Origin of the sequence: Pigmentiphaga humi, from assembly GCF_900606115.1 — a bacterium.
Classification (GTDB): domain Bacteria; phylum Pseudomonadota; class Gammaproteobacteria; order Burkholderiales; family Burkholderiaceae_B; genus Pigmentiphaga; species Pigmentiphaga humi.
The window spans coordinates 47,402-73,832 of the sequence record NZ_UWPJ01000005.1; the positions used below are offsets into that span (position 1 = coordinate 47,402).

Annotated in this window: 25 protein-coding genes; 15 read left to right on the forward strand and 10 right to left on the reverse strand. The window is 68.5% G+C overall.

From position 1 onward, the window contains the following. Positions 1 to 5: 5 nt before the first annotated feature. Positions 6 to 1,163 (reverse strand): class I SAM-dependent methyltransferase, encoded by a 1,158-nt coding sequence (locus PIGHUM_RS00550; protein WP_124077298.1) that lies wholly within the window; start codon positions 1,161 to 1,163, stop codon positions 6 to 8. A 445-nt stretch (positions 1,164 to 1,608) separates the two neighbouring features. On the opposite strand from PIGHUM_RS00550, the gene PIGHUM_RS00560 reads away from it, so the two are divergent. From PIGHUM_RS00560 to PIGHUM_RS00595, 8 genes are all read left to right on the forward strand, one after another. Continuing rightward, positions 1,609 to 1,869 (forward strand): BrnA antitoxin family protein, encoded by a 261-nt coding sequence (locus tag PIGHUM_RS00560; RefSeq protein ID WP_222929197.1) that lies wholly within the window; start codon positions 1,609 to 1,611, stop codon positions 1,867 to 1,869. Between the two features lie 62 nt (positions 1,870 to 1,931). Then, positions 1,932 to 2,753: an SDR family oxidoreductase gene (locus PIGHUM_RS00565; protein WP_124077300.1), complete on the forward strand. Its 822-nt coding sequence runs from the start codon at positions 1,932 to 1,934 to the stop codon at positions 2,751 to 2,753. An 8-nt stretch (positions 2,754 to 2,761) separates the two neighbouring features. Then, a complete protein-coding gene (gene folB / locus PIGHUM_RS00570; protein ID WP_124077301.1) occupies positions 2,762 to 3,145 on the forward strand; it encodes a dihydroneopterin aldolase in 384 nt (127 codons plus the stop codon). 117 nt (positions 3,146 to 3,262) lie between these two features. Beyond that, positions 3,263 to 4,246 carry a tRNA 2-thiocytidine(32) synthetase TtcA gene (ttcA, locus tag PIGHUM_RS00575; protein WP_246012847.1) on the forward strand — a complete coding sequence of 328 codons (984 nt, stop codon included), beginning with the start codon at positions 3,263 to 3,265 and terminating at the stop codon, positions 4,244 to 4,246. Next, positions 4,243 to 4,989: an ABC transporter ATP-binding protein gene (locus PIGHUM_RS00580; RefSeq protein WP_124077302.1), complete on the forward strand. Its 747-nt coding sequence runs from the start codon at positions 4,243 to 4,245 to the stop codon at positions 4,987 to 4,989. The genes ttcA and PIGHUM_RS00580 overlap by 4 nt, the downstream gene beginning before the upstream one ends. Positions 4,990 to 5,029: 40 nt before the next feature. Further along, on the forward strand, positions 5,030 to 5,797 hold the full coding sequence (locus PIGHUM_RS00585; protein WP_124077303.1) for an ABC transporter permease: 768 nt from the start codon (positions 5,030 to 5,032) through the stop codon (positions 5,795 to 5,797). A 42-nt stretch (positions 5,798 to 5,839) separates the two neighbouring features. Then, positions 5,840 to 6,835 (forward strand): ABC transporter substrate-binding protein, encoded by a 996-nt coding sequence (locus PIGHUM_RS00590; RefSeq protein WP_124077304.1) that lies wholly within the window; start codon positions 5,840 to 5,842, stop codon positions 6,833 to 6,835. A gap of 23 nt (positions 6,836 to 6,858) precedes the next feature. Beyond that, entirely contained in the window at positions 6,859 to 7,758 is a 900-nt protein-coding gene (locus PIGHUM_RS00595) for a LysR family transcriptional regulator (protein ID WP_124077305.1), read from the forward strand. Between the two features lie 3 nt (positions 7,759 to 7,761). Here PIGHUM_RS00595 and PIGHUM_RS00600 read toward each other — a convergent pair whose 3' ends face one another. The 7 genes from PIGHUM_RS00600 to PIGHUM_RS00635 all read right to left on the reverse strand — a co-directional run bounded on the left by PIGHUM_RS00600 (position 7,762) and on the right by PIGHUM_RS00635 (position 14,255). Further along, positions 7,762 to 8,745 (reverse strand): Bug family tripartite tricarboxylate transporter substrate binding protein, encoded by a 984-nt coding sequence (locus PIGHUM_RS00600; protein WP_160142086.1) that lies wholly within the window; start codon positions 8,743 to 8,745, stop codon positions 7,762 to 7,764. 19 nt (positions 8,746 to 8,764) lie between these two features. Then, entirely contained in the window at positions 8,765 to 9,364 is a 600-nt protein-coding gene (locus PIGHUM_RS00605; protein WP_124077307.1) for a 2-hydroxychromene-2-carboxylate isomerase, read from the reverse strand. Beyond that, the gene (locus PIGHUM_RS00610; RefSeq protein ID WP_160142087.1) at positions 9,361 to 11,508 is read right to left on the reverse strand and encodes an acetate--CoA ligase family protein; all 2,148 of its coding nucleotides are present in this window, start codon (positions 11,506 to 11,508) and stop codon (positions 9,361 to 9,363) included. The genes PIGHUM_RS00605 and PIGHUM_RS00610 overlap by 4 nt, the downstream gene beginning before the upstream one ends. Next, positions 11,492 to 12,598 carry an enoyl-CoA hydratase/isomerase family protein gene (locus PIGHUM_RS00615; protein ID WP_124077309.1) on the reverse strand — a complete coding sequence of 369 codons (1,107 nt, stop codon included), beginning with the start codon at positions 12,596 to 12,598 and terminating at the stop codon, positions 11,492 to 11,494. Before PIGHUM_RS00615 ends, PIGHUM_RS00610 begins: the two co-directional genes overlap by 17 nt. Positions 12,599 to 12,721: 123 nt before the next feature. Then, positions 12,722 to 13,006 (reverse strand): helix-turn-helix domain-containing protein, encoded by a 285-nt coding sequence (locus tag PIGHUM_RS00620; RefSeq protein WP_124077310.1) that lies wholly within the window; start codon positions 13,004 to 13,006, stop codon positions 12,722 to 12,724. Between the two features lie 81 nt (positions 13,007 to 13,087). Further along, on the reverse strand, positions 13,088 to 13,366 hold the full coding sequence (locus PIGHUM_RS24100) for a hypothetical protein (RefSeq protein ID WP_124077312.1): 279 nt from the start codon (positions 13,364 to 13,366) through the stop codon (positions 13,088 to 13,090). 151 nt (positions 13,367 to 13,517) lie between these two features. Continuing rightward, positions 13,518 to 14,255, reverse strand: coding sequence for a DUF3108 domain-containing protein (locus PIGHUM_RS00635; protein WP_124077313.1), 738 nt, complete (start codon positions 14,253 to 14,255; stop codon positions 13,518 to 13,520). A 203-nt stretch (positions 14,256 to 14,458) separates the two neighbouring features. Here PIGHUM_RS00635 and PIGHUM_RS00640 point away from each other — a divergent pair, with 203 nt between their 5' ends. From PIGHUM_RS00640 to PIGHUM_RS00655, 4 genes are read left to right on the forward strand one after another with little or no spacing between them, the layout of a single operon-like run. Continuing rightward, positions 14,459 to 15,448, forward strand: a complete 990-nt coding sequence (locus PIGHUM_RS00640; protein ID WP_124077314.1) for a fumarylacetoacetate hydrolase family protein — start codon at positions 14,459 to 14,461, stop codon at positions 15,446 to 15,448. Between the two features lie 18 nt (positions 15,449 to 15,466). Next, a complete protein-coding gene (locus PIGHUM_RS00645) occupies positions 15,467 to 16,195 on the forward strand; it encodes a PhaM family polyhydroxyalkanoate granule multifunctional regulatory protein (RefSeq protein WP_124077315.1) in 729 nt (242 codons plus the stop codon). Beyond that, entirely contained in the window at positions 16,192 to 17,376 is a 1,185-nt protein-coding gene (locus PIGHUM_RS00650; RefSeq protein WP_124077316.1) for an FIST signal transduction protein, read from the forward strand. The genes PIGHUM_RS00645 and PIGHUM_RS00650 overlap by 4 nt, the downstream gene beginning before the upstream one ends. A gap of 25 nt (positions 17,377 to 17,401) precedes the next feature. Continuing rightward, a complete protein-coding gene (locus PIGHUM_RS00655) occupies positions 17,402 to 18,028 on the forward strand; it encodes a glutathione peroxidase (protein WP_124077317.1) in 627 nt (208 codons plus the stop codon). 23 nt (positions 18,029 to 18,051) lie between these two features. Here PIGHUM_RS00655 and PIGHUM_RS00660 read toward each other — a convergent pair whose 3' ends face one another. Then, complete coding sequence (locus tag PIGHUM_RS00660; RefSeq protein WP_124077318.1) at positions 18,052 to 18,981, reverse strand: DUF6279 family lipoprotein; 930 nt, start codon at positions 18,979 to 18,981, stop codon at positions 18,052 to 18,054. Between the two features lie 65 nt (positions 18,982 to 19,046). On the opposite strand from PIGHUM_RS00660, the gene glmU reads away from it, so the two are divergent. Continuing rightward, positions 19,047 to 20,426 (forward strand): bifunctional UDP-N-acetylglucosamine diphosphorylase/glucosamine-1-phosphate N-acetyltransferase GlmU, encoded by a 1,380-nt coding sequence (gene glmU / locus PIGHUM_RS00665; protein WP_124077319.1) that lies wholly within the window; start codon positions 19,047 to 19,049, stop codon positions 20,424 to 20,426. 197 nt (positions 20,427 to 20,623) lie between these two features. Further along, entirely contained in the window at positions 20,624 to 23,434 is a 2,811-nt protein-coding gene (locus tag PIGHUM_RS00670) for an HD domain-containing phosphohydrolase (RefSeq protein WP_246012848.1), read from the forward strand. A gap of 36 nt (positions 23,435 to 23,470) precedes the next feature. Here the strand turns inward: PIGHUM_RS00670 and PIGHUM_RS00675 are convergent, their stop codons facing one another. Beyond that, complete coding sequence (locus PIGHUM_RS00675) at positions 23,471 to 23,932, reverse strand: Lrp/AsnC family transcriptional regulator (protein ID WP_124077321.1); 462 nt, start codon at positions 23,930 to 23,932, stop codon at positions 23,471 to 23,473. A gap of 225 nt (positions 23,933 to 24,157) precedes the next feature. Here PIGHUM_RS00675 and glmS point away from each other — a divergent pair, with 225 nt between their 5' ends. After that, positions 24,158 to 25,990, forward strand: a complete 1,833-nt coding sequence (glmS, locus tag PIGHUM_RS00680) for a glutamine--fructose-6-phosphate transaminase (isomerizing) (protein WP_124077322.1) — start codon at positions 24,158 to 24,160, stop codon at positions 25,988 to 25,990. The last annotated feature ends 441 nt before the right edge of the window (positions 25,991 to 26,431 follow it).

The following is a 26,431-nucleotide window of genomic DNA, read 5'->3' on the forward strand; positions in this document are numbered from 1 at the left end:
GCGGACTACAGCGTGTGGCTGCGGTCGCCCCGGGCGAACCCGATCAACGGCTCGTCCACGCCGCGTCCTACCGCCAGCACCTTGAACAGTTCGCCCATCTCGGCCGGCGACAGCAGCTTCTGCACGGGGGCGACGGCCTGCGCATAGGCCGCCGCGTCGGCCGGGTCCATGCGCGCGAGCAAGTCCATCAGGCCGGCATTCATCAGGAAATTGGCTTGCGAGGCATAGCCCAGCACCTCCAGTCCACCCTCGACCGCCGCTTCCGCCATGGCGGTGAAATCGACGTGGGCGGTGATGTCCTGCACGCCCACGGCAACGAACGGGTCGGCATGGGCGACGTGCCGCAGGTGGCACATCAGCGTGCCCTCCGCGCGCTGGGGATGGTAGTACTCGGCGCGCGCGAAGCCGTAGTCGATCAGCAGCGCCGCGCCCGCCTTCAGCCATGTGCCCATGCCGCGCACGAAGGCCTCGCCCTGCTGGTTGACCTCGGATACGTAGCCCGGCAGGGGCGGCATGCGAGCCGCGACGAGGCGGGCCAGGTCGGCCGGCGCGGCGCGGTCCTGCCAGACGAATTGGCCGCCTTCCCCCAGCGCGACGCCGCGCTCGAGCAAGCTCGCCTCGCCCCAGCGGAACAGCCGCACCGGCATGGCGTCCAGCACCTCGTTGGCGACCACGCAGCCGGTGAAGGACACCGGCAGGGCATCCAGCCATTCGACCCGGTCTCCATACGGCGCCAGCCGCGCGCGCTGACGCTCGCGCAGGTCGGCGGAGACTTCGACGATGCGGTAGCGCACGCGCAGGCCCAGTTCGTCCAGTTCCGCCAGCAACCCGTCGGCCAGCGCGCCCGTGCCGGCGCCGAATTCCAGCACCTCGGCGCCGCCGCACGCCTGCAGCACCTGGGCCGCCTGCCGTGCCAGGGTGCGCGCGAACAGCGGCGTCAATTCGGGCGCGGTCACGAAATCGCCCGAAGGCGCCCGGCCGCCTTCCGCGAGCTTGGCGCTGCCGGCAGCGTAATAGCCCAGGCCGGGCGCGTACAAGGCCTGTTCCATCCAGCGGTCGAACGGCAGCCAGCCGCCGGCGGCGCGGATCTGCGCGGCCAGGTGGTCGGCGACGCGGTCGGCGTGCGCGCGGGCCAGGGGATCGAGTTCGGGAAGATTCTTCATGGGAAGGGATTTTCCCACGGTGGCATGGCTTGCTCCGGCTTCAGCAGGCTCCGGGGGAATGATCGCTTGAGATTCACTAGACGGGAATCCCGTTATTTCTTGCCTCTCGATTATTTGTTAGTACAATAATTCACATGGATCGTATCTTACCTGGGACGAAGACAAGCGCAAGAAAAACCTGGAAAAGCACGGGTTGGACTTCGCTGATGCGCCTGGGTTTTGGATAGCGATATCAGGTTGGACATTGCCGTTGTACGCAATGGCGAGCATCGCACTCAGTCTTTCGCCTACGTGTTCGACCAATTAATGGTGCTAACGCTGGTGCATATGGGTCGTGATAACACAACGCGTGTGATCAGTTTCCGCCCCGCCGGCAAGGAAGAATCGGAGGAATATCATGCCTGGCTCGAAGACCCGGACTAATCGTGAGAAAGCCCTGCTTGCCATGAAACAACCGCCCGCGGGTGGCTATTTCGTATGGGACGGCAAAGATGAAGATGAGCGTCCGCTGACCAAGCAGGAAATGGAAGCGGGGATAGCGGAAGCCCGTGCACGCCGTGGTCGGCCGGCTGGCAGCAACAAATCGGCAACCACCATCCGGTTTGACGAAGAAGTATTGGCCGCCTTCCGAGCCACCGGCAGGGGCTGGCAAACACGGATGAACAACGCCCTCAAGGACTGGCTCAAGACGCATTCGCCCAACTAGGACTTGGCCATCCCGCCCTTGCTAAAATCCCCGCTTTGCCGTTTCCCCGGACCCGACTCGCCATGAGCGACGCGCGCCCTGCCTCCATCCGTCCCGTCGTCCTGGTCACCGGCGCCGCCCGCCGCATCGGCCGCGAGATCGCGCTGGCGTTCGCGCGGGCGGGATGGGACGTGGCGGTGCACTATTCGACCTCGCGCGACGCCGCGCAGGAGACGCGCGAGGCGCTGCAGGCGCTGGGCGCGCGCGCGGAGCTGTTCGCCTGCGACCTGGCCGACCCCGCCGCCGCCGAGACGCTGGTGCCGGCCGTGCAGGCGGCGTTCGGGCAGGTGGACGCGCTGGTGAACAATGCGTCCACGTTCGAATACGACGACGTGGCCTCGTTCGGCCCGGCGATGCTGCAGGCCCACTTCCTGCCCAACCTGGTGGCGCCGGTGATCCTGGCGCGGGCGCTGGCGGCCGACGTGGCCCGGCGCGGCGCGCCGGCGCGCGGCGCGGTGGTCAACCTGCTGGACCAGAAACTCTGGAACTACAACCCGGACTTCTTTTCCTACACCTTGAGCAAGGCCGGGCTGGAAGCGGCCACGACCATGCTGGCGCAGGCGCTGGCGCCGGCCGTGCGGGTGGTGGGCGTGGCGCCCGGGCTGACCATGATCAGCCACCTGCAGACGCCGCAGCAGTTCGCCCAGACCCACGCGATGGCCCCGCTGGGCCATGCCAGCCGTCCCGAAGACATCGCCCAGGCCGTGCTGTTCGCGGCGCAGAACGCGTCGATCACGGGCACGACGCTGCTGGTGGACGGCGGGCAGCACCTGGTCGGTTTCGACCGCGATTTCAGCATGATGAACCCGCCGGCGGACGCCATTGCCGCCGGCCAGAAGACTTGAGCACAACCATGGGCACACGCCGCATTTTCTTCAACCGCCTGGCCATCGATGCGCAGATAGGCATACTGGACCACGAGCGTGGCGCCACGCAGCCCTTGCACGTCGATGCCGAGATCGACCTGCAAGGCGTGGACAAGCCCGACCACGACGGCATCCAGGAAGTGCTGGACTACCGCCGCCTGCGCGAATGCATCATCGACGAATGCACGCGCGCCCACGTGAACCTGCTCGAGACGCTGTGCGACCGGCTGGCCCAGCGGCTGCTCGACCAGTTCGCCGAGATCGCCAGCGTGCGCCTGCGCGTGGCCAAGCCGCAGGCTTTCGCGGACTGCGCGGCGGTAGGCATCGAAGTCACCGCGAACCGAATGGCAGTTCCCCCCCCTACGCGCTGACGCGCGCCCCCCCGGGGGGGCTCTACTTGCGGACCGGCAAAGCCGGATCCGCTGTGCCCGGGGTGAGCACCGTTGTAGGCGGTTTGAAGCCGCCGTACCCTTCGGGGGAGGTTTTGGATGAAAGAAGATATGAATGCCGTCGTTTCACTTGCCACGAGCACTCCCGAGGCGGGCCGGGCGCGGCTGAAGCTCGAGCGCGAGCGCAACAAGCTGGAAAAGCGCCTGATGCGCGAGACCGGCCGGGCGATCGGCGATTTCAACATGATCGAGCCGGGCGACCGCGTGATGGTCTGTCTGTCGGGCGGCAAGGATTCCTACGGGATGCTGGACCTGCTGCTCAAGCTGCGCGAGCGCGCGCCCATCGACTTCGACATCGTCGCGGTAAACCTGGACCAGAAGCAGCCGGGCTTTCCCGACGACGTGCTGCCGCGCTACCTGGCGGGGTTGGGCGTGCCTTTCCACATCGAGACGCAGGATACCTATTCCATCGTCACCCGGGTGATCCCCGAAGGCAAGACGATGTGCTCGCTCTGTTCGCGGCTGCGCCGCGGCATCCTGTACCGCGTCGCCGACGAGCTCAAGGCCACCAAGATCGCGCTGGGCCACCATCGCGACGACATCCTCGCCACCTTCTTCCTGAACCTGTTCTACGGCGGGCAATTGAAGAGCATGCCGCCCAAGCTGGTCTCGGACGACGGCCGCCACACCGTGATCCGGCCGCTGGCCTACGTCAAGGAAGACGACCTGGTGGCCTACGCCGAATGGAAGGCCTTCCCCATCATTCCGTGCAACCTGTGCGGCTCGCAGGAAAACCTGAAGCGCCAGGAGGCCGGCCGGATGATAGACGAGTGGGAGCGGGCCTTTCCGGGCCGCGTGGAGAACATCTTCAACGCACTGTCGCGCGTGACGCCCTCGCACCTGCTCGACCGGGATTTGTTCGATTTCGCCAGCCTGCGGCCCACGGGCGTGCCGGATCCGAACGGCGACACGGCCTTCGACCACGTCGATCCCGAACCGTCGGCTCCGGCCTGCCGCGACGACGCGAACGACGGCATGGCCGAGCACACCGTGCGCTTCCTGCGCCACGGCGCCGCGCATTGAACATCGCGCCGGTCCTGCAGGCGCGCGGCGTCGGACGCCGTTTTCCCAACGGCGTCGAGGCGCTGGCGCCGCTGGACCTGGACGTGCGCGCCGGCGAATTCGTCACGCTGCTCGGGCCGTCCGGCTGCGGCAAGACCACCTTGCTGCGCATCTGCGCCGGCCTGGATGCGCCGACCTGCGGGACATTGCGCCGGGAGGTCGACGACTCCCGGCTTTCCTATGTATTCCAGGACGCCACGCTGATGCCCTGGGCCTCGGTGGCGGCCAACGTGCGCCTGCCGCTGGACCTGGAGCGCCGCGGCGGCAAGCCTGAGCGGCGCGCGCGCGTCATGCAGGCGCTGGAGCGGGTCGGGCTGGCCGATTTCGCCGGCGCGCTGCCGCGCGAGCTGTCGGGCGGCATGCGCATGCGCGTCTCGATCGCCAGGGCCCTGGTGACCGAACCCGCGCTGCTGCTGATGGACGAACCCTTCGGCGCGCTCGACGACATCACGCGCCAGCACCTGGACGACGAGTTGCTGGCGCTTGCCGCCGCGCAAGGCCTGACCGTGGTGTTCGTGACCCACAGCATTTTCGAGGCGGTCTACCTGTCGGACCGCGTGATCGTGATGTCGCGCCGGCCTGGGCGCATCGTCGCCGACATCGCCATCGAGGCAACGCGCCGCGATGCGGCCTTCCGCGTGTCGCCCCAGTTCGCGATGCAGGCCGCGCGGCTGCAGGCGGCGCTGGTGGAGGGACAGCGATGATCCGCTCCCTTCCCCATCCGGCCACGCCGGGGGAGCGCGCATGAGCAGGAGCCTGCGCCTGGTCGCCCCGCTCATCGTCGCGCTGATCGTGGTTGCGCTGTGGCACGGCCTGGTGCGCGCCTTCGACGTGCCCGTCTACCTGGTGCCGTCGCCGGTGGACGTGGCCCGCACGCTGGTGCAGGACTGGGGGCTGCTATCCGCCTCGCTGTGGGTCACGCTGCAGATCACCGCGCTGGCGCTGCTGGCCGCCACGGCGCTGGGCGTGCTGCTGGCCTTCCTGTTCGTGCAGAGCCGCGTAATCGAGGCCAGCCTGTTCCCGTACGCGGTGCTGCTGCAGGTCACGCCCATCGTGGCGGTGGCCCCGCTCATCATCATCTGGGTCGAGAACACCCTGATGGCGCTGACGCTGTGCGCCACCATCGTGGCGATCTTCCCCATCATCAGCAACACCGTGCTGGGGCTGCGCAGCATCGACCCCGGCCTGCTCGATTTCTTCCGGCTCAAGCGCGCCGGACGCTGGCAGATCCTGTGGCGGCTGCGGCTGCCCTCCGCCCTGCCCGCCTTCTTCGGCGGGCTGCGCATCGCCTGCGGGCTGGCGCTGATCGGCGCGGTGGTGGCCGAATTCGTCGCCGGCACCGGCGGCTCGCAGACCGGCCTGGCCTACCAGATCCTGCAGGCCGGCTACCAGATCAACATCCCGCGCCTGTTCGCAGCGCTCTTGCTCATCACCGCGGCGGGGGTAATACTCTTTGCCGCGATGACGCTGCTGTCGCGGGCCGTGCTGGCGCGCTGGTCCGACGATCTCTGACCGGCCGGCGCGGCCTGTCTTTCCTGCTACGGAGCCCCCACCATGCGTTCTACCCGCCGTTCCTTCAACCTCTCGCTGTTGGCGGCCGCATTGGCGCTGGGCGCCGCCGGCCAGGCCCAGGCCCAGGCGCCCGCGCGCATCGTGTTCGGCTCCAACTGGTACGCCCAGGCCGAGCACGGCGGCTTCTACCAGGCCGTGGCCGAAGGCATCTACAAGAAACACGGCCTGGACGTGACCATCAAGATGGGCGGCCCGCAGGTCAACGTCCTGCAATTGCTGCTGGCCGGCCAGTACGACCTGGCCATGGGCGACGACCTGCAGACCTACAAGGGCGTGGAGCAGGGGCTGCCGCTGGTCACCATCGCCACCACGTTCCAGCAGTCGCCCACGGTGCTGGTGTCGCACCCGGGCCCCAAGACCCTGGCCGATCTCAAGGGCAAGACACTGTTCATCGGCCAGGCCAGCGAGACCACCTTCTGGCCCTGGCTCAAGACCAAGTACGGCTTCACCGAGGCGCAGAAGAAGCCCTACACCTTCTCGGTCCAGCCCTTCCTGGTCGACAAGAACTCGGCGACGCAAGGCTACCTCGCCTCCGAGCCCTATACCGTCCAGACCCAGGGCGGCTTCACCCCCACCGTGTTCCTGCTGGGCGCCGAAGGCTACCCGCCCTATGCGCAGACCCTGGTCACCACCAAGGCCGCGCTGGCCGCCAAGCAGGACGCGCTGCGCCGCTTCGTCCTGGCCAGCGCCGAAGGCTGGAAGAGCTACCTGAAGAATCCCGCGCCCGGCAACGCGCTGATCCGCAAGGACAATCCGCAGATGGCCCAGGCCCTGCTGGACTACGGCGTCAAGGCGCTGCGCGACGCGCAGGTAGTCGACGGCGGCGACGCCCGCACGCGCGGCCTGCTGACCATGACCGACGCGCGCTGGAAGCAGACCTACGATTTCATGGTCCAGGAAAAGCTGCTCGACCCCAAGGTCGACTACAAGGCGGCATTCACCACCGAGATCGTCGACCAGGTAAAGGTGCTGCCCTAGGGCGGCGCCCTCCCAGGCCGACCATGCATAGCGACGAACAGGAGTGCTTCTACCAGGTCGCCTTGTGCCGCGGCCTGCGCAAGGCCTCCGAACGGCTGGACCTGGCGCCCTCCGTGGTGAGGCGGCACATCGGCCGCCTCGAGGCCGAACTGCAGATCAAGCTGTTCGACCGCAACAGCCGCAGCATGACGCTGACGCCGGCCGGCGAGATCTACCTGAACTATGTCGAGGGCCTGCGCGAAGGCAAGCGGCTGGTGCTGGAAGAACTCGACGCGCTCAAGGGCTTGCGCACCGGGCACGTGCGCCTGCGCAGCATCGAAGGCTACGCCGCCGAACTGGCCGCCGCCACGATAGGCGAGTTCCGCCAGCAGTATCCCGGCATCACCTTCGAACTGGCCATGGACGGCAGCGACGAGATCCTGGCCGCCATCGAAACCGGCCAGGCCGACATCGGCATCGCGCTCTCGCCGCGCGCCTCCCATGGCGTGGAATGCGCGGCGCGGATCGCCGCGCCGCTGTGCGCCGTGGTCTGGCCGGGGCACCCGCTGGCCGGGCGCGCCTCGGTCGCGCTGGCCGAACTGCTGGACTATCCCATGGCGCTGCCCGCCACCGATACCGGCGTGCGGCACCTGATCGACGCCGTGGCCCGGATCGAGAAGCTGCACCTGGCGCCGGTGCTGGTCACCAGCTCGATCGCGGCGATGCAGACCTTCGTATGCGGCCACGGCGGCGTCGCCATCCTGCTGAGCGTGTCCCTGCGCCAGCACCAGGCCGCCGGGCAACTGGTCGGCATTCCGCTGTCCGACCCGCTGCTGGGCCGCACCACGATCGATGTCTGCGTGCTGGGCCGACGCCGCCTGGCGCCCGCGGTCAACGCCTACCTGCGCCACCTGCGCGCCCACCTCGACGGTCGGGCGCGCTAGCGTTCAATCCAGCTTCACGCCGGCGCGCTTGATGAAGCCGGCCCACTTCTCGGTGTCCTTGCGCACGAAGGCGGCCAGTTCGGCGGGCGTGCTGGTCGCCAGATCGGCGCCCTGCTCCGAGAGGCGGCGCATGACTTCCGGCGTCTTCAGGCTGGCCACCACGCTGTCGTGCAAGGTCTTGACCACCGGCTCGGGGATGCCGGCCGGCCCCATCACGGCGTACCAGAGCGAGGCGTCGAACCCGGGCAGGCCCGCCTCGGCCAGAGTCGGCAGTTCGGGCAGCACCTGGGAGCGCGCGGAGGTGGTCACGCCTATGGCGCGCAGCGCGCCGCTGCGGATGTGCGGCAGCATGGTGGGCAGACTCTCGAAGGCCATCTGTACGCGCCCGGCCAGCAAGTCAACCACGGCCGGCGCCGTGCCCTTGTAGGGAACGTGCGCGGTTTCGACGCCGGCAAGCTGGTTGAACATGACGCCCGACAAGTGCTGGATGGAGCCCGCGCCCACCGACGAATAGTTCAGCTGGTTGGGATGCGCCTTGGCGTAGGCGATCAGTTCCTTGAGGTTGGCGGCGGGAACCGAGGGATGGACCACCAGCACGTTGGCCACGGTCGCCACCAGCGTGATGGGCGTGAAGTCCTTGACCGGATCGTAGCTGAGCTTGCTGTAGATCGCCGGCGCGGTGGCATGCGTCGCCGCGCTGGCCAGCGTCAGGGTATAGCCGTCGGGCGCGGCGCGCGCGACCTGGGCCGTGCCTATGGTGCCGGTGGCGCCGGGCCGGTTCTCCACGACCACGGTCTGGCCCAGCCGGGACGACAATTGCTCAGCCAGCGCACGCGAGAGAATGTCGTTGCCGCCGCCGGCGGTCCACGGCGAAACCCAGGTGATCGGCCGCGACGGATAGGCCTGCGCCTGGGCATGGGCCGCCTGCCCGCCCGGCAGCCCGGCGATGGACAGGAAGAGGGCGAAGAGCTTCTTTGCGGAGTTCATGGATAGCTTCCTTTGGGTCTCAATCATCGGTCAACGCGCGCCGCACGAAGTCCAGGCGGTCCTGTCCGAAGAACAGTTCGCCGTCGACCACGAAACTCGGCACGCCGAATATCCCGCCGGCCAGCGCCTTGCGGGTATGGGCGTCGAACGAGGCCTGGCACTCCGCGCCGGCGCCGTCCGCCACCAACTCCTTGCCCGGATACCCCGCCTCGTCGGCGATCCGCGCCAACGCGGCCGGGTCGGATATGTCCAGGTCGCGCACCCACACGCCCGCCAGGACGGCCTGCGCCAGCGGCCAGGGCGGCAGGCCCGCGCGCTCGGCGGCCAGCACCGTGCCGGCGGCCAGCGATTCGTCCACCGGATGGTGGCGCGGCTGTTCGCTGATCGGCATGCCGAGGTAGCGCGACCAGCGCCGCCGCTCGACGGCGCGGTATTCGCGCCGCGCGGGGGAAAGCGCCGCCAGCGGCGTGCCGCCGGTCTCGCGGAATACGCGCAAGAGGTCGATGGGGCGGTAGGCCACGTTCGCATGCGCCTGCTGCGCGATCTCGTGCAAGCGCGGCCCCGCCATGTACACCCAGGGCGACAACAGCGAGAAATAAAAGGTCACGGTCTTGCTCATGCGGTCTCCTCTTCGCGTGCCGCGCGGGCCAGCAGCACGGCATCCAGCGCCGCGGCTCCCTTCCCCGCCTCGAAGACCCGCAAGGGGTTGATGTCTATGGATTCGAGCCGGTCGGCATGCACGCCGGCGAATACCGACAGGCGGACGATGGCGTCGGCCAGCGCCTCCAGGTCCGCGCGCGGCCGGCCGCGCGCGCCGTCCAGCAAGGGGAAGGCCTTCAGTTCCCGCACCATGGCGCGGGCCGCGTCGTGGTCCACCGGCGCGATGCGCAGCGCGACGTCGTCCAGCAGCTCGGCATAGATGCCGCCCATGCCTACCATGACCACGGGCCCGAAGACCGGATCGCGCTGCACGCCCAATATCATCTCCACGCCCGGGGGCGCCATCGGCGCCAGCAGCATGCCGTCCAGGCGGGCCTGCGGCGCGGCTTGCGCCACCCGTCCGGCGATGGCGTCCCAGGCGGCGCGCAGGCCGGCCTCGTCGGCGATGCCCAGCTCCACCGCGCCCAGTTCGCTCTTGTGGACGATGTCCGCCGACAAGGCCTTGAGCACCACCGGATAGCCGAGTTCGCGCGCCGCGCGGCAAGCCTCGTCGGGGTCGGCCACCGCCCGCTCCGGCAGCATCGGTATGCCCGCCTGCGCCAGGGCCTGCTTGGCCGCATGTTCGTTGCCCGTCGTCAGTTCCGCCATGTGCGCGAGCCTGGGCAACTTCGTGCGGTCCACCGGACCGGCGCTGGGCTGCGACAGGACGTGCAGCGCCGCCAGCGCCTCGATGGCGCGCGAGGCGTCGTCGATCACCAGATAGCCGCGCTCGGCCAGGGTGTCCTGCAGCGCGGGCGGCGCCAGCATGGACAGGACCAGCGCGAGATCGGGAAACTCCTGCCGCAGCTCGGTGAAGATGTCGATGATGGGCTGCTGCAGCGGCGGTGAATACGGCATCGCCGTCAGGAAGAACACCACGGCCTCGTAGCGCCCCTCGCTCAGCATGGTGCGCACGAAGCGGCGGAACAGCGCCATGTCGCTCCAGATCTGCGCCGTGCCGTCGACCGGGTTGCGCACCGCCGCCAGCGGCAGCAGCGCGCGCAGCGTGTCCTGCGCCGGCTGGGGCAGCGGCGCCAGCTCCAGCCCTTGCCGCTCGGCCACGTCGGCCATCAGCACGCCCACCCCGCCCGACACCGTGAACACGCCGACCTTGCCTTGCGGCATGCGCTTGCCGCTGCCGGCCGCATAGGCCGCGTCGAAGAACGATTCGATCGAATCGGCGCGGTAGACGCCATACTGCCGAAACAGGCTGTCGTAGACCCGGTCGTTGCCGGCGAGCGCGCCGGTGTGGGATTGCGCCGCGGCCTTGCCGACGTCGGAGCTGCCCGCCTTGACCATGACGACGCGCTTGCCGCGCTCGCGCGCCAGCGCCAGCGCGGCCACCAGCTTGCCGGGGCTGCGGCAGCCTTCCATGTAGCCCATGATGACGTCGGTCTGGTCGTCGCCGGCGAAGTAGGCGATGCAGTCGGCCATCTCCACGTCGCACTCGTTGCCCGTGGTGACCCACGCCCCCAGCGGCAGGCCGCGGCGGTTGGCCATCACCAGCGCCTGGCCGCCGAACGCGCCGCTCTGGCTGACCAGCGCGGTGCGGCCCAGCCGCGGCAGCCCCAGGTCCACCATGAAGGCGAAGCTGGCGATCATGCCGATGCGGAAGTTCATGACGCCCATGCAATTGGGGCCGATGATGCGCATGCCGCTGTCGCGCGCCAGCGCCGACAGCCGCGCCTGCATGGCGGCCCCTTCCGGCCCGGTTTCCGCGAAACCCGCGCTGAAGATCGTCATGGCCCTGACGCCGCGCTCAGCGCAGGCGGCGGCGGCGTCCAGCACGGCCGAGGCCGGCAGCGCGACGATGGCGTGATCGACGCCCCGCGGCAGCTCGCCCACGCTGCGCAGCGCCGGCAGGCCCTGGATCTCGCCGCCCTTGGGATTGACCGGATGGATCGTGCCCGCATAGCCGTGCGACTTGAGGAATTTGATCGGGCGGCCGCCGATCTTGAGCGGATCGCCCGACGCGCCCAGCACCGCGACCGATGCGGGCGCGAACAGCGGGTCCAGAGCATGGGCCGCCGCGAGGCGGTCCGGCGAATCAGTGTTGCCCGGCATAGTGCAGGGGACCTCCATGTAAAGCGGGAAAACCGCAATCCTTGACGGCGATGGCATCGATGAACTCGGCGCGCGTGGCCAAGCCCTCGGCCAGGCAGCTCCGGGCGATGCCGACCCAGCGCGCGAATGGCGGACGGGTATCGTCCGCGGCCTGCAAGAACCGGGCGGCGATCGCGCGGCGCGCATCCGGACCGGGCGCGTCGTCGGCCTTGGCCAGCGCGCGCTCGGCGAAGAACAGGTGGATCAGGGATTGCGCCTGGCTGCCGCCGGCCAGGCGCGCGAAGCATTCGCGTTCTGCCTGCATGCCGTCTTCGAACGCCAGCCGCGCGGCCGCCAGGATCAGATCCACGGCCTCCCCGCCGGCCTGCCGCTCCGGAAAGCACGCGGCCGCGACCCGGCAATACTGCTCGCGCAGGCCGTCCCGGGCCGGCGCCACGGCCAGTTGCGCCGTGCGCCGCCATGGCAGGACGCCCGCCGCGATGGCGCGGGCCCGGCGGCAGGCAGCAGCAACGGGCGACGCGGCCAGCATGGCCGGCGCGTCCTCGCCTTCCCCCGACGCCGCGATCTCGTCGAGCAGCCCTCGTTCGCGCGCCGTCGGCGCATCCCAGGCCTGGGCCCGGATCACCATGTCGAGCGCGTTCTCCAGCCCCACCAGGCGCGGCAGGCGCTGCGTCCCGCCCGCGCCGGGCACCAGCCCCAGGTTCAGTTCCGGCAGCATCAATACACTGTCGCCGGCGCCCACGCGCGCGTGGCACGCCATGGACAACAGCACGCCGCCGCCTATGCACCGGCCATGCAAGGCCGCCACCACGGGCTTGGAGAAAGTCTCGACGCGGCGCGCGAGCGCCGCCATGCCGACCGTGCCGGGCGCATCGGGCCGGCCGATCTCGCGTATGTCGCCGCCGCCGGAAAACATGCGGCCGCAACCGGCGATCACGACGGCGGCAATACCGCGATCCTGCTCGGCCCGCGACAGCGCCTGGTCGAGCGCCGCCCGCTGCGCGGCTCCCAAAGCATTGACCGGAGGATGGTCGATGCCCAGGATCGCGACGTCGCCGCTAACAATGAAGTGAACGAAGGGAGATTGCATCCGGCCGCCGTGAGAAAACCATGGCGGCCATTCTGAAGACGACGGATACGCGGAACAATCGCGCGCGGGGGAACACTACGTTCCGCTGGGGGCAACGGTGCGGCAAGCCTCGGCTTCGGCCGATCAGGCCAAGGCCTCGATCACGGCCTGCGGGTTGCGTTCAATCACGTTGAGCAGCACCAGGGCGGGACCGCGCGGGGTACGGTCGCCTCGCTCCCAGTGTCGTAGAGTCGCCGTCGAAAAACCGAAGCGCGCGGCAAATTGCTCCTGGGTCATGCCCACCTTGGCGCGCACGGCTTTTACGTCGATCTCGCGGGGGCGATGCACACGCACGCCGCGCTCATCTCCTTTGGCGTGGGCGATGGCTTCCCGCAGTCCCTGCTTGATGCCTTCGAATGCCTCGTTCATGATGACCTTCCTTTCCAGATGCCGATCAAGATGGCGACCAAGTCCGCCAACTCATTGCGTTCGGCCTTGGTCAGATTGGCTCTATCGCCCTTGGCAAATAGTGTCAGCAGATACAAAGGCATACGGTCGTCGTGGTAGGTAGTAATAGATAACACGTACGCCTCCACTCTTGCCTTGCCCGCCGCGGCGCCAGCGCAGCTTGCGCACGCCGCCGGCGCCTTCCAGAATTGTTCCTGCCTTGGGATGCTCGGCCAGATAGCCAATCAATGCAAGGCGCTCTTCCCTGCTCAAAAGCTTGTCGGCCAATCGAATATACGTAGGCAACTCCGCAATGCTGTGCAGACCTTGCTCGTGGCTCATTGTAATCCAATGGATTAGTCCATCAAAGATGAACCAACCTTACCCTCGCCTAACCACCGGGCGATGAGCATCGGGATAGAGAGATCCCACGTAGTTACCGCAATCTTCGAAGACTCACCCAACTTGCAGCGTATGCATGAAGGGCGGCCCTTCAGCGCGCAGGCTCGATCTTCGCGATCACCTGGTCCAGGTAGTCGCCGTCCGCTTCCTTGGACAGCACCCGCACCGGCAGCCAGTCCTGGCCAGGGGCGAGCCAGACCTCGATTTTCTGGCCGTCGTCGTGGTCGCGCTCGCGGGTGAGGTGGATGGTGTCCAGTTCGCCCATGGGCGTGGACAGTTTCTCCCTGCCGGCGACGCGGAAGCGCCAGTTGTCGGAGCGGCTGGAGCCCGCCACCCGGAATGGCAGCACCTTGCCGTCGGCGAAGGCGCCGCTGTCGGCCCGGCCCATGGCCGACAGCTGCAGCAGCACCGACATGCGGTCCTGCGTGCCGGCCTGCAGAGGCTCTTCGTTGCCGCTGGGCAGGCGCAGCCGGCCGGCGGCGGCATCGAATTCGGCCACCTTGACGCGCTTGTTGCGGGTCTCCTGGTAGCGCGCCGGCTGCAGGCCGTTCGGGCCCACCGTGCCGGTGCTTTCCCAGACGAAGCTGAAAAACATGAAGCTGCCGCGGTTGACGATCTTGTAGTCGTCGCCGCTGCGCTGCCAGTCGAGCGTGCTGTCGACGTTGATCTTGAAGCCCTTGGCCAGGGCCCCGAGCTTGTAGGTCAGCAAGGCGGCGGAAGGCGGCGACATGTTGTCGGCGGCGTGCAGGGGCAGCGCCGCCGCGGCGAACGCGATCAGTGCGCCGCCGCGCAACAGCGCGCGGCGAGCGGAAAGAAAAGGAGGATTCATGATGGGAATGGCGCCAGGGCCCGTTCACGCTGAAAGAAGCCTCGCACAAGCCGGAGGGCCAGGGGTCGGCACGATCTCCCTATCGTAACGGAGCGCCGGCGGCCGGCCTGCCACCGTCGGTAAGCGACTGCTACGCGGACCGCTCCGGAGGGCCCGACGGCTCATGTTACTGTTCGGCCATAGTCCCCATTTTTCCACCCGCCATGAAACTCGCCTCCTTCCGCGACGGCTCGCGCGACGGCCAGTTGATCGTCGTCTCGCGCGACCTGCGCACCGCCCACTTCGCCACCGACGCCGCGCCCACGCTGCAGCGCGCGCTGGACGACTGGAATTTCATCGCGCCGCAGCTGCAGGACCTGTACGACGCCTTGAACGCGGGCCGCGCGGCACGGCCGTTCGAGTTCTCGCCCGCGCAATGCGCCGCGCCGCTGCCGCGCGCCTACCAATGGGCCGACGGCTCGGCCTACGTCAACCACGTCGAGCTGGTGCGCAAGGCCCGCCGTGCCGAGATGCCGGAAACCTTCTGGACCGACCCGCTGATGTACCAGGGCGGCAGCGACGACTTCCTCGGCCCCACCGACGACATCGTCTGCGGCAGCGAAGCCTTCGGCATCGACTTCGAAGCCGAAGTCGCGGTCGTCACCGGCGACGTGCCCATGGGCGCGACGCCGGCCGAGGCCGCCGACGGCATACGGCTGCTGATGCTGGCCAACGACGTGTCGCTGCGCAACCTGATCCCCAACGAACTGGCCAAAGGCTTCGGCTTCTTCCAGAGCAAGCCCGCCACGGCCTTTTCGCCGGTGGCGATCACGCCCGACGAACTGGGCCCGGCCTGGCGCGACGGCATGGTGCACCTGCCGCTGGTGATCACCTGGAACGGCCAGGTGGTGGGCCGCCCGCACGCCGGCACCGACATGGTGTTCAACTTCCCCCGCTTGATCTCGCATCTCTGCAAGACGCGCAATTGCCGCGCCGGCAGCATCGTCGGCTCGGGCACCGTCTCCAACAAGGATGCCGGCGCGGGTTATGCCTGCATCGCCGAGAAGCGCTGCCTGGAGACCATCGCCACGGGCTCGGCCAGCACCGGATTCATGAAATTCGGCGACACTATCCATATCGAAATGCTCGACGAATCCGGTGCCAGCCTGTTCGGCGCCATCGACCAGGCCGTTGCCATTCCCACCAGCGTATAGCGTCCCAAGGAACCCGCCATGGCATCCCAATCCGGCAATCCCTTCGCCTCCGGCAACCCGTTCGGCATCCCGGGCCTGCAGCTTCCCGGCGATAGCGGCAACATCGCCAACCCCGTGCTGCAAAGCATGGAGATGATGCGGCAGGCCTGGACCAGCCTGGGCGCGCTGTCGCATACCGTGCCGGCTTCCCCCGCCGCCGGCATCGACGAGCTGGATCGCCGCATCACCGACCTGCGTGCGGTGGAGAACTGGCTCAACCTGAACCTGACCATGCTGCGCGGAACCATCCAGGGGCTGGAAGTACAGCGCGCCACGATTTCCACGCTGCGCTCGTTCGCCCAGACCGCCAGCCAGGCCTACGGCGTCGGCGCGGGCAGCGACGCGGCGCCCTCGCCGCTGGAGGTCGTGCTGGGCCTGCGCCGCGCGCCGGCCGATGCCCAGCCGGCCCAGGCCGCCGCGGCGCCGTCGCCCGAACCCGCGCCCGAGGCTGGCGCCGCCTCCGGCGGCAGCGCCCCGGCAGGCGGCGAAGACGCCAAGACCAGCGATGCGCCGTCGGCCGCCTTGTGGTGGAACATGATGCAGGACCAGTTCAACCGCATGACCGCCGCCGCCTCGGCTTCGATGCCCAGCACCCCCGCTGCCGCCAAGCCGGCGGCAGCGGCCAAGCCTGCGCGCGCCCGCAAGGCCCCGGCCAAGCGCGCCGGCAAAACAGCTACTGCCGCGCGCAAGGGCAAGGCCCCGTCATGAGCGGGCAGTTCCCCTGGGCCCACGCCACCCATCCGGACTGGCGCATGTCGGCATCCTTGTGCCTGGCCCAGATCGAGCAAGCCAGCCGCAGCGGCGCCGGCGCCGCCGCGACGCTGGGCTTTCTGTACCTGACCGACCACCATGCCGCCGAGGCCGGCGAAATCCTGGCTTTTCTGCGCGAGCGCACCGGCGTGACGCACTGGACCGGCGCGATCGGCGTCGGCATCGCCGCCGGCATGGCCGAATACATCGACGAACCAGCCATGGCGCTGATGCTGGCGGACTTCGCGCCGGACGATTTCCAGGTCTTTTCCGGCGCGGCGCGGCCGCCCGGCCCGCAGGCGCGCACGCCCGACGGCCGGCGCGCGGCCTGGACCGCGCTGGTCCATGCCGACTCCGCCACGCCCGACCTGCCCGACCTGATCCAAGACATGTGCGGCAAGCTCGCCGGCGCGACCGTGTTCGGCGGCGTATCGAGCAGCCGCCATCCCCAGGCGATGATCGCCGACACGGTGCTGTCGGGCGGACTGTCCGGCGTGGTCTTCTCGGAAAACGTCGCCGTCGCCAGCCGGGTCAGCCAGAGCTGCCGACCCATCGGTCCGGCGCACCGCATTACCGAATCGTCCGGGCGCCGCTTGAACCGGCTCGACGGCGAACCGGCGCTGGACGTGCTGCTGCACGACATGGGCATGCCGGAGGGCCTGCCTCCGGCGCGCGCCGCCGCGCCGGGCCAGCCCTCGGCGGCGATCCAGATGCTGCAAGGCACGTTCGTCGGCATGGGCAGCGGCCAGGCTTTCGCGCATGGCGACTACCAGATCCGCCCGCTGATCGGCGTCGATCCGCGCGCCGGGGCGCTGGCCATCGGCACCGACCTCGAAGAGGCGGACCACGTGGTGTTCTGCCGCCGCGACCGCGGCGCGGCCCAGGCCGACCTGATCCGCGCGTGCACCGCGCTGCGCGAGACCATCGAATCCGCGCACGGCGGCATGGACCGGGTGCGCGGCGCGCTCTATATTTCTTGTCTGGGCCGTACCGGCACGCTGTTCGGCGGCCCATCGGCCGAGATGCATCTGGTCCAGCAGCAGCTCGGCGACTTGCCGCTGATCGGCCTGTACGCCAACGGCGAGATCTTCAAGGACCGTTTATATTGGTACGCGGGCGTACTGGCCGTCTTTCTCTGACGCCGCACCCGCCGGGAGCCGCACCATGAAGCATGCCAGCCGCCTGCAAGCCGTCCCGCATTCCATCGCGCTGCGCCGCGCCGCCCTCCTGGGCGCGGCCCTGGCCACCGCCGCCGCGCTCGGCTGGACGCGCCCCGCCGCTGCCGCCGGGCCGGATCGGCCGGCCGCGTCCGGCTGCCCCGCCATGCTGGACGTCAGCTTCCCGCGCCTGCAGGACGAGGCGCCGCAGAACCTGTGCCAGTATCGCGGCAAGGTCCTGCTGGTGGTCAATACCGCCAGCTATTGCGGCTACACCCGCCAGTACGAAGGACTCGAGCAGCTCTACGCCAAGTACCGCGACCGCGGCCTGGTGGTGCTGGCCTTCCCCTCGAACGACTTCTCGCAGGAACCGGGCTCCAAGGAGCAGATCGCCGAGCTTTGCTTCAATACCTATGGGGTGAAGTTTCCGATCTTTTCCAAGACCGCGGTGTCGGGCAAGGACGCCAACCCGCTGTTCGCCACGCTGGCCCGCAGCACGGGGCAGCCGCCCAAGTGGAATTTCCACAAATACCTGGTCGGCCGCGACGGCAGTCCGGTGGCGGCCTTCCCCAGCGCGGTCGAGCCCAACGATGGCCGGCTGACGCGCGAAATCGAGAAGCTGCTCGCAGGCTGAGCCGCCAGCGCCGCCCTAGCTCGTCATTCGCCGGCCAGCATCGCGGCGGCCAGCGCCAGGCGCGCGCGCGCCGCCTCGTCGTTCGCCTGGCGCGCCGGCGCCTTGGCCGCCAGTTCCATGCAATCCCGCGCCAGGCCCTTGAGCCGGGCGCGCGCCTTGTCGCGCTGCGCGGGGCTGGCCATGTTGAACAGGTCAGCGGTCAGTTGGCTGCGCGCCTGTTCGTCCATGCGATGGCGCTCCAGCAACGCGGGAGCCGCGGGGGTTTCCAGGTCGGCGAAGAATGCCTTCAGGCGGGTGGCCGCCTGCGGCCCGGACCGGTTGCCGGCGGCCTGCTCCAGGATGCCGACGAAAGCCTGCTGGCGTGCCTGCCGGACGCCCAGCCGCCAGGACGCGTCGAGCGGACGCGCATCGACCCATTGCTCGATGCGCGCATGCTGGGCCTCGTCCAGCCGGCCCAGCCAGAATTCATAGCGTTCGGTGGTCTGGCCGATACGGCGCTTGCGCACCGCCGCCGGCCGAGCGTCCAGGAAATCCTCGCGGAAATCTTCGTTGCTCTCGGCGATACGCGCCAGCAGCCGCTTGCGCTGCTCCGGCCCGGCCTGCGCCAGCACGTCGGCGAACTCGTCCGCCACCTGCCCGCCCAGCACCAGCAGCCGTTGCGTGACGCGCCGCTGCAGGGCCAGCAGCTCGGCGGCCTGCAGCGGCGCCGGATCGGCAAGCCGGCGTTCCGCCTCGTTCAGGATGGCCGCATAGCGCGGCAGCTCTTCGCGCCGATGCCAGGCCAGCACCCGGTGCATGCGCTCATGGGCGGATGCGCGCAGCGGATCGGCCAGGTCGAACCAGTCGTCCATGCGCATCGCCAGCAGTTTGTCGGCATGGTCGTAGCCCAGCCTGATCGCGCTGCAAGCGCTCAACAGGCCCAGCACGACGACGATGAGTACACTTCGAATCATCTGTTTGCCTCGCAACTGCCTTAAACTGCCACGCTTTCCACACCACTCGACGGAGTAGTTCCGCAATGCTCAACATCGTGATCCTGGCCGCGGGCTTGGGCAAACGCATGAAGTCCGATCTTCCCAAGGTGCTGCACGGCCTGGCCGGACGCCCCATGCTGACCCATGTGCTGAACGCCGCCCGGACTCTGGATCCCGATCGGGTGGTCGTCGTGGTCGGCCATGGCGCCGAGACGGTCCGGCGCCACTATGCGGGCGATGCGGCGCTCAGCTTCGTTTTACAACAACCCCAGCTCGGCACGGGCCACGCTGTGCAACAAGCCGTACCAGAGCTGGCCAGCGGCGGCGGGAACGACGTCACCCTGGTGCTGTACGGCGACGTGCCGCTGGTCGGCGGCGCCACGCTGGCGCGGCTGCTGGCGGCGCAGGCGTCCCAACCGGACGCCGTGGCGGTGCTCACCGTCGAATTGCCCGACGCCGCCGGCTACGGCCGCATCGTGCGCGAAGCCGGCGGTGCCATTGTCCGCGTGGTCGAGCACAAAGACGCCAGCGCCGAAGAACTGGCCATCCGCGAGGTCAACACCGGCATCCTGGCCGTGCCCACGGCCTCGCTCAAGCGCTGGCTGGCGGCGCTGCGCAACGACAACGCCCAGGGCGAGTATTACCTGACCGACATCATCGCCATGGCGGTCGCGGACGGCGCGCCGGTGCTGTCCGCCGCGCCCGACCACGACTGGGAAACCCTTGGCGTCAACAGCCGCGTCCAGCAGGCGGAACTGGAACGCATCTACCAGCGCGCCCAGGCCGGGCTCCAGCTCGAAGCCGGCGTCACGCTGGCCGATCCGGCGCGCTTCGACGTGCGCGGCACGCTCGCCTGCGGCCGCGACGTTTTCATCGACGTCGGCTGCGTGTTCGAGGGAACGGTGGAACTGGCCGACGGCGTGAGCGTGGGCCCCCACTGCGTGCTGCGCGACGTGCGCATAGGCGCGGGCACGACGATCGCGGCTTTCAGCCACCTCGACGGCGCCAGCGTGGGCGCGGACGGCCGCATCGGCCCCTACGCGCGGCTGCGGCCCGGCACCACGCTGGCCGACGACGCTCACGTCGGCAACTTCGTCGAAATCAAGAACAGCAGCTTCGGCCCGGGCTCCAAGGCCAACCACCTGAGCTACGTGGGCGATGCCACCGTAGGCGCGCGCGTGAACATCGGCGCCGGCACCATTACCTGCAACTACGATGGCGTGAACAAACACCGCACCATCATCGGCGACGACGTGTTCATCGGCTCGGACACGCAATTGGTCGCCCCGGTGACCGTGGGCGCGGGCGCCACGCTGGGCGCCGGCACCACCCTGACCAAGGATGCGCCGGGCGACAAGCTGACGCTGTCGCGCGCGCCGCAGAAGTCGCTCGACACCTGGCAGCGTCCGGCGAAAAAGACCTAGCTGCCGCAGACATCCGACGACAGGCCGCGTCCCCTGGTTCCGGGGGCCGGCGATCCGCACGGGAAGCTATGCGCCGCACCCGAACCCGTTGCACAATGTAACCGGATTTTTTCGGGAATCTGATGATGCGGCAGCCCGCTGGTTCGACACGCGCATGGCCGATCCGGGTCGTTATCGCGGGCATCACGGTAACGGCGATGATGTTCGTCGCGGTGACGCTGATCACGCTGAGCGGATACGGCTTCCGGACGGTATTGCTGGATACGGCGGCCGTGGTGGCGCGCGATACCGGCCAGATCGTCGCGGAGCGCATCCACAGAATGCTCGGACCGGGCACCGCCTCGCTGCGCATGCTCACTTTCGACCCGATAACGGACGCCAGCCGGCTCGAAGACCGCCTGGCGCGACGCGGCGTCCTGATGACCGAGCTGGCCGACAATCCGCTGGTCTCGGCGATCCTCGTCGGCTACGAGAATGGCGACTACGTGCGAGTCAGCCCGCTCGATAGGCGGGACATCCGGCAGAGCGTGCAGGCGCCGCCTCAGGCCGACTACATGGTACAGACCGTCACCCACGGGCCGGACGGCACGCGCACGGCAGACGCCTTTTTCTACGATGACGGGCACGAATTGGTGCTGCACCGGGCCGAGCCCGGCTACCTGATCGATCCTCGGCAGCGGCCCTGGTACGCCAAGGCCATCGATACGGTCAGTCCGGTCACGTCCGGACCGTATGTCTTCTTCTCGACCGGCGAGGTCGGCATCACCCTGTCCAGACTGGCCCAGGGCGGCCGCGCCGTAGTGGCGCTGGACGTCACCTTGAAGGACCTGGGAACCAGGCTGGACGAACTCCGGATGACGCCCAGCGCCGAACTCGCCCTGGTGGACGCGCAAGGCGCGGTGGTCGGCTACCACGACATGGACGCGGTGCTGGTGCGCCAGCCCGGCTCCGGCGAACTCGGGGTGCGAACGCTGGAAACGCTGGCGATCGAACCGCTTTCGCGGCTGCTCGGCGTCGCCGAGGAAGGCAAGGCGGTGCCCTACCATGCCGCCGGCAGGGAATGGTTCGGGATCGTGCAGCCGATCGACGGCATCGCCGGCATGGACCTGCGGCTGCTGATGACGGCGCCCACCGGCGAGCTCCTGGGCGACCTGGAGCGCTTTCGCACGCGCATGGTCCTGATCTCCATCGCCTTGATCCTGCTGTGCTTCCCGCTGGGCTGGCAAGTCGGCAGCGCGGTGGGCCAGGCGCTCGAACGCCTGACCGCGCAAGCCAAGCCGATGTCCCATTTCGATTTCCGCCGCAGCAAGGCGCCGGCGCCGTCCAGGCTGAGCGAAATCGACGCGCTCAACTGGGTAATGGACAACGTCGCCGGGGCGGTGGAGGCGTTCCTGTCGATCAGCCGCGTGCTGGGCGCCGAGCCGCGCATCGAAACCATGCTCACCCAGGTGCTCGAGCACCTGGTCAGCGCTACGCGCAGCCTGGGCGGAGCCGTCTATCTGCGGCATCCGGGCGGCGACGCGCTGACACGGGTGGCTGCCGTCGGCGACCAGGAAACCCTGCCGGAGCTTCGGCAAGCGTCCGCCGATCCGGCGCGCGAAAGCGCCCGGGGCAGCCGGGACGACGCGCGCCACACCGAATTCGAGCTGCGCGGCCGCCGCGGCACCCTGGAAGGCGTGCTCGTACTGGCGCACCTGCCGGACCAGGAACACACCGCGCCGGAGTTCCTCGCATTCACGAACCGCTTGACCGGCATGCTCGCCGTGGCCATCGAAACCCGCCAGTTGATCGAGGCGCAGCAGAACCTGCTGGAAGCGATGATCCGCATCCTGGCCGACGCCATCGACGCCAAGAGTCCCTACACCGGCGGCCACTGCGAACGCGTCCCGCGCCTGGCCACGATGCTGGTCGACCGCATGGCGGCGGAAAACAGCGGACCGTATGCCGGCTTCCATCTCGACGAAGACGGGCGCTATGCCTTCTACCTCGGTTCATGGCTGCATGACTGCGGCAAGGTCACCAGTCCCGAGCACATCGTGGACAAGGCGACCAAGCTGGAAGTCATCTACAACCGCATCCACGAGATCCGCATGCGCTTCGAAGTGCTGTGGCGCGATGCCGACATAGACTACCTGCAAGCGCGGCTGGCCGGCCAGGACGAACAGGCCGCGGCGGCGCGCCGCGATGCGCGGCGCGCCGAACTGCTGGACGATTTCCGCTTCGTCGCCGCGTCCAACATCGGCGGCGAGTTCCTGCCGGACGCGGCCATCGAGCGCCTGCACCGCATCGGTGCGCAAACCTGGCAGCGCCACTTCGACGACAGCCTCGGCCTGTCCGCGCAGGAAAGCAGCCGGCTGGCGCAGAGCCGGCCGATGCCGCCGGAACTGCCTGCCTCCGAGCAGTTGCTGGCCGACAAGCCGGAACATAGGGTGCAGTGGGAAGAGGCGCGCCGGCCGCCCGTCGAGCGCGGCGACCCGCGCAACGTGCATGGCTTCGACATGACGCTTCCGGCGCACCGACAGCACATGGGCGAACTGCACAATCTCGCCATCCGGCGCGGCACGCTGACCGACGAGGACCGCTTCGCGGTCAACGACCATATCGTGCAGACGCTGATCATGCTCAAGGGAATGCCGTGGCCGCAGCACCTGGCGCGGGTCCCGGACATCGCCGCCAACCATCACGAGAAAATGGACGGCACCGGCTACCCGCGCCGGCTGCGCGGCGAAGACCTGCCGGTCACGGAGCGCGTCATGGCGCTGGTCGATGTCTTCGAAGCGCTGACGGCGGCGGACCGCCCCTACAAGCCGCCCAAGACCTTGTCCGAGTCGCTCGGCATCATGGCCGCCATGTGCCGCGGCCGCCACCTCGATACCGAGCTGTACCAGTACTTCCTGCGCAGCCGCGTCTGGCTGGACTATGCCCGGCAGTTCATCGATCCGGGCCAGATCGACGACGTCGACATCGAGGCGCTCGCCCGCGCCGCGCAGCCGGAGCCTGCGTCATGACCGCGCTCCCGGAGCCGCCATCCCGCCGGCGCGCCGTCAGAGCGCGACCCGGGTATCGAATTTGCTCCGGTGCACCGAGAAAAAAGTCCGCACGTTGCGCACGTTGCGCTGCGCCGTGAAAGCGCGGTGCACGAGCTCGTGATAGGCCGCCATGTCCGGCACCTGCACCACCAGCACGAAATCGGGTCCGGTCGAGACGCGATAGCACTGCGTAACGGCGCGCTCGCCCGCCATGGCGGCTTCGAAGTCGGCGAGCCGCTCGGCCGCCTGCACGTCGAGAGTGACTTCGACGATGCCAGTCAGCCCCGCGCCCACCTTCTCCGGCGAAACAATGGCCACCTGCTTCTCGATCACCCCGGCCTCGACCAGGCGGCGCACCCGGCGCAGGCAGGTGGGCGCGGACACATGCACGCGGCCGGCCAGTTCCTGGTTGGTCAGCGTGGCATCGTTCTGAAGGATGGCCAGGATGCGCCGATCGATCTCATCCAGCTCTTCCATATTCACGCATCAGAAATTTGTGGAAATATATTCTCTATCTTTGTCATTTTATTTCATTACCGTTTTTTTATGAAATAAAAGACAAAAACATATCGAAAATAGATTCTACATTTCACGCTGAAAAGCCGAAAATTCGCGCATCTTCTTTACCGCCTGGCACCGCATCGCCAGGCAGCGAGCTTTGGGGGCGTTTCCCCCGTTCCTTTTCCATAGGGCAGACTCATCATGTGTGGCATTGTTGGCGCCGTCGCCAAGCGCGACATCGTTCCGGTCCTGATCGAAGGCCTCAAGCGCCTGGAATACCGGGGCTATGACTCGTGCGGCGTGGCCGTGCACCTGGACGGCGAACTGCGCCGCACGCGCAGCACCTCGCGCGTAGCCGAGCTGGAAGCGCAGATCGCCAGCGAGACACTGGGCGGCTACACCGGCATCGCCCACACCCGCTGGGCCACCCATGGCGTGCCGGCCACCAACAACGCCCACCCGCACTTCTCGCCCGACCGCAACGGCCGCGCGCACGTCGCGCTGGTACACAACGGCATCATCGAGAACCACGAGGAACTGCGCGCCGAACTGCAAGCCGCCGGCTACGAATTCGAGAGCCAGACCGACACCGAAGTCATCGCCCACCTGCTCAACCACCTCTACGACGGCGACCTGTTCGCCGCCATGCAACAGACCGTCAAGCGCCTGCAGGGCGCCTATGCCATCGCCGCCTTCTGCCGCGACGAACCGCATCGCGTGGTCGGCGCGCGCCACGGCTCGCCGCTGATCGTCGGCGTAGGCGAGAACGAGAACTTCCTCGCCTCGGACGCGATGGCGCTCACCGGCACAACCAGCAACATCATCTACCTGGAAGACGGCGACGTCGTCGATCTCCAGATCGACCGCATCTGGATCGTCGACGTGGACGGCCAGCCGGCCGACCGGCCCGTGCGCTCCGTAGTGGCCCACACCACCGCGGCCGATCTCGGACCCTATCGCCACTACATGCAGAAAGAGATCTTCGAACAGCCGCGCGCCATCGGCGACACGCTGCTCGACGTCGAAACGGTCGGTCCCGAGCTGTTCGGCGCAGAGGGCGCAGACGTCTTCGGCGACATCGACTCGGTGCTGATCCTCGCATGCGGCACCAGCTACTACGCCGGCCTGACCTCCAAATACTGGATCGAAGCCATTGCGCAGGTTCCGGTCGCCGTCGAGATCGCCAGCGAGTACCGCTACCGTACCAGCGTACCCAACCCGCGCACGCTGGTGGTCACCATTTCGCAGTCGGGCGAGACCGCCGACACGCTGGCCGCGCTCAAGCACGCACAGAAACAGGGGATGAAGCAGACTCTGACGATCTGCAACGTCGCCACCAGCGCCATGGTGCGCGAATGCAAGCTCGCTTTCCTCACCCGAGCGGGCGTGGAAATCGGCGTCGCCTCGACCAAGGCCTTCACCACCCAGCTGGTGGGCCTGTTCCTGCTGGCCATGACCCTGGCCAAGACCAAGGGCCGGCTGCCCGAAGAACAGGAAGCCGACCTGATCCGCTCGCTGCGCCACCTGCCCGTGGCGATCCAGGCCGTGCTGGCGCTGGAGCCCCAGATCATTTCCTGGGCCGAGGAGTTCGTGCGCAAGGAAGACGCCCTGTTCCTGGGCCGCGGCATGCACTATCCGATCGCCCTGGAGGGCGCGCTCAAGCTCAAGGAAATCAGCTACATCCACGCCGAGGCCTACCCCGCCGGCGAACTCAAGCATGGCCCGCTGGCCCTGGTGACGGACCAGATGCCCGTGATTACGGTGGCGCCCCAGGACGCGCTGCTCAAGAAGCTGCAGTCCAACATGCAGGAAGTTCGCGCGCGCGGCGGCCAGTTGTACGTATTCGCCGATGCCGGCAGCAACATCCGCAGCGAACCGGGCGTCCACGTAATCCGCATGCCCGAGCACTACGGCTGGCTCTCGCCCATCCTGCACGTGGTGCCGATGCAGTTGCTGGCTTACCACACCGCATGCGCGCGCGGCACCGACGTGGACAAGCCGCGCAACCTGGCCAAGAGCGTGACGGTGGAGTAGCGCGAGCCGTTGCAGCACGGACATTCGCACCGATGGGCGGCCGCCGCCCCGGTGCAATCCGGCCCTGCGGCAAGGGCGTTGCAAATTGGCCCCAACCGGTTAGTGCATCGCACAAAACAGCTGGAAGTGGTAGAATAACGACAGTCGTCCTTATTGCGGACACACTATTTCCACAGCATCCAGCCATCCCACCCGTACCCGGGGCGCGTGCCTTTCCCGCCCCCACGGCGGCGCATCCTCCACGCTCCTCCGGCCTTCTGGGCCTCGCAAAGAGCGAGCTTGCGGAGCGCGCCACGAGACCAGGCTGGCCTCCATGCCGGCAGGCTCGGCTACGGGGGGATGTCCACGAACTGCCGCGCGGCAGTCCAGAAGGCGCCGCGCGCCTTCGCCGCTCCACATTGCCACCGTCCGGGCGCCGGCTTGGCGATACGCGTTCGCACC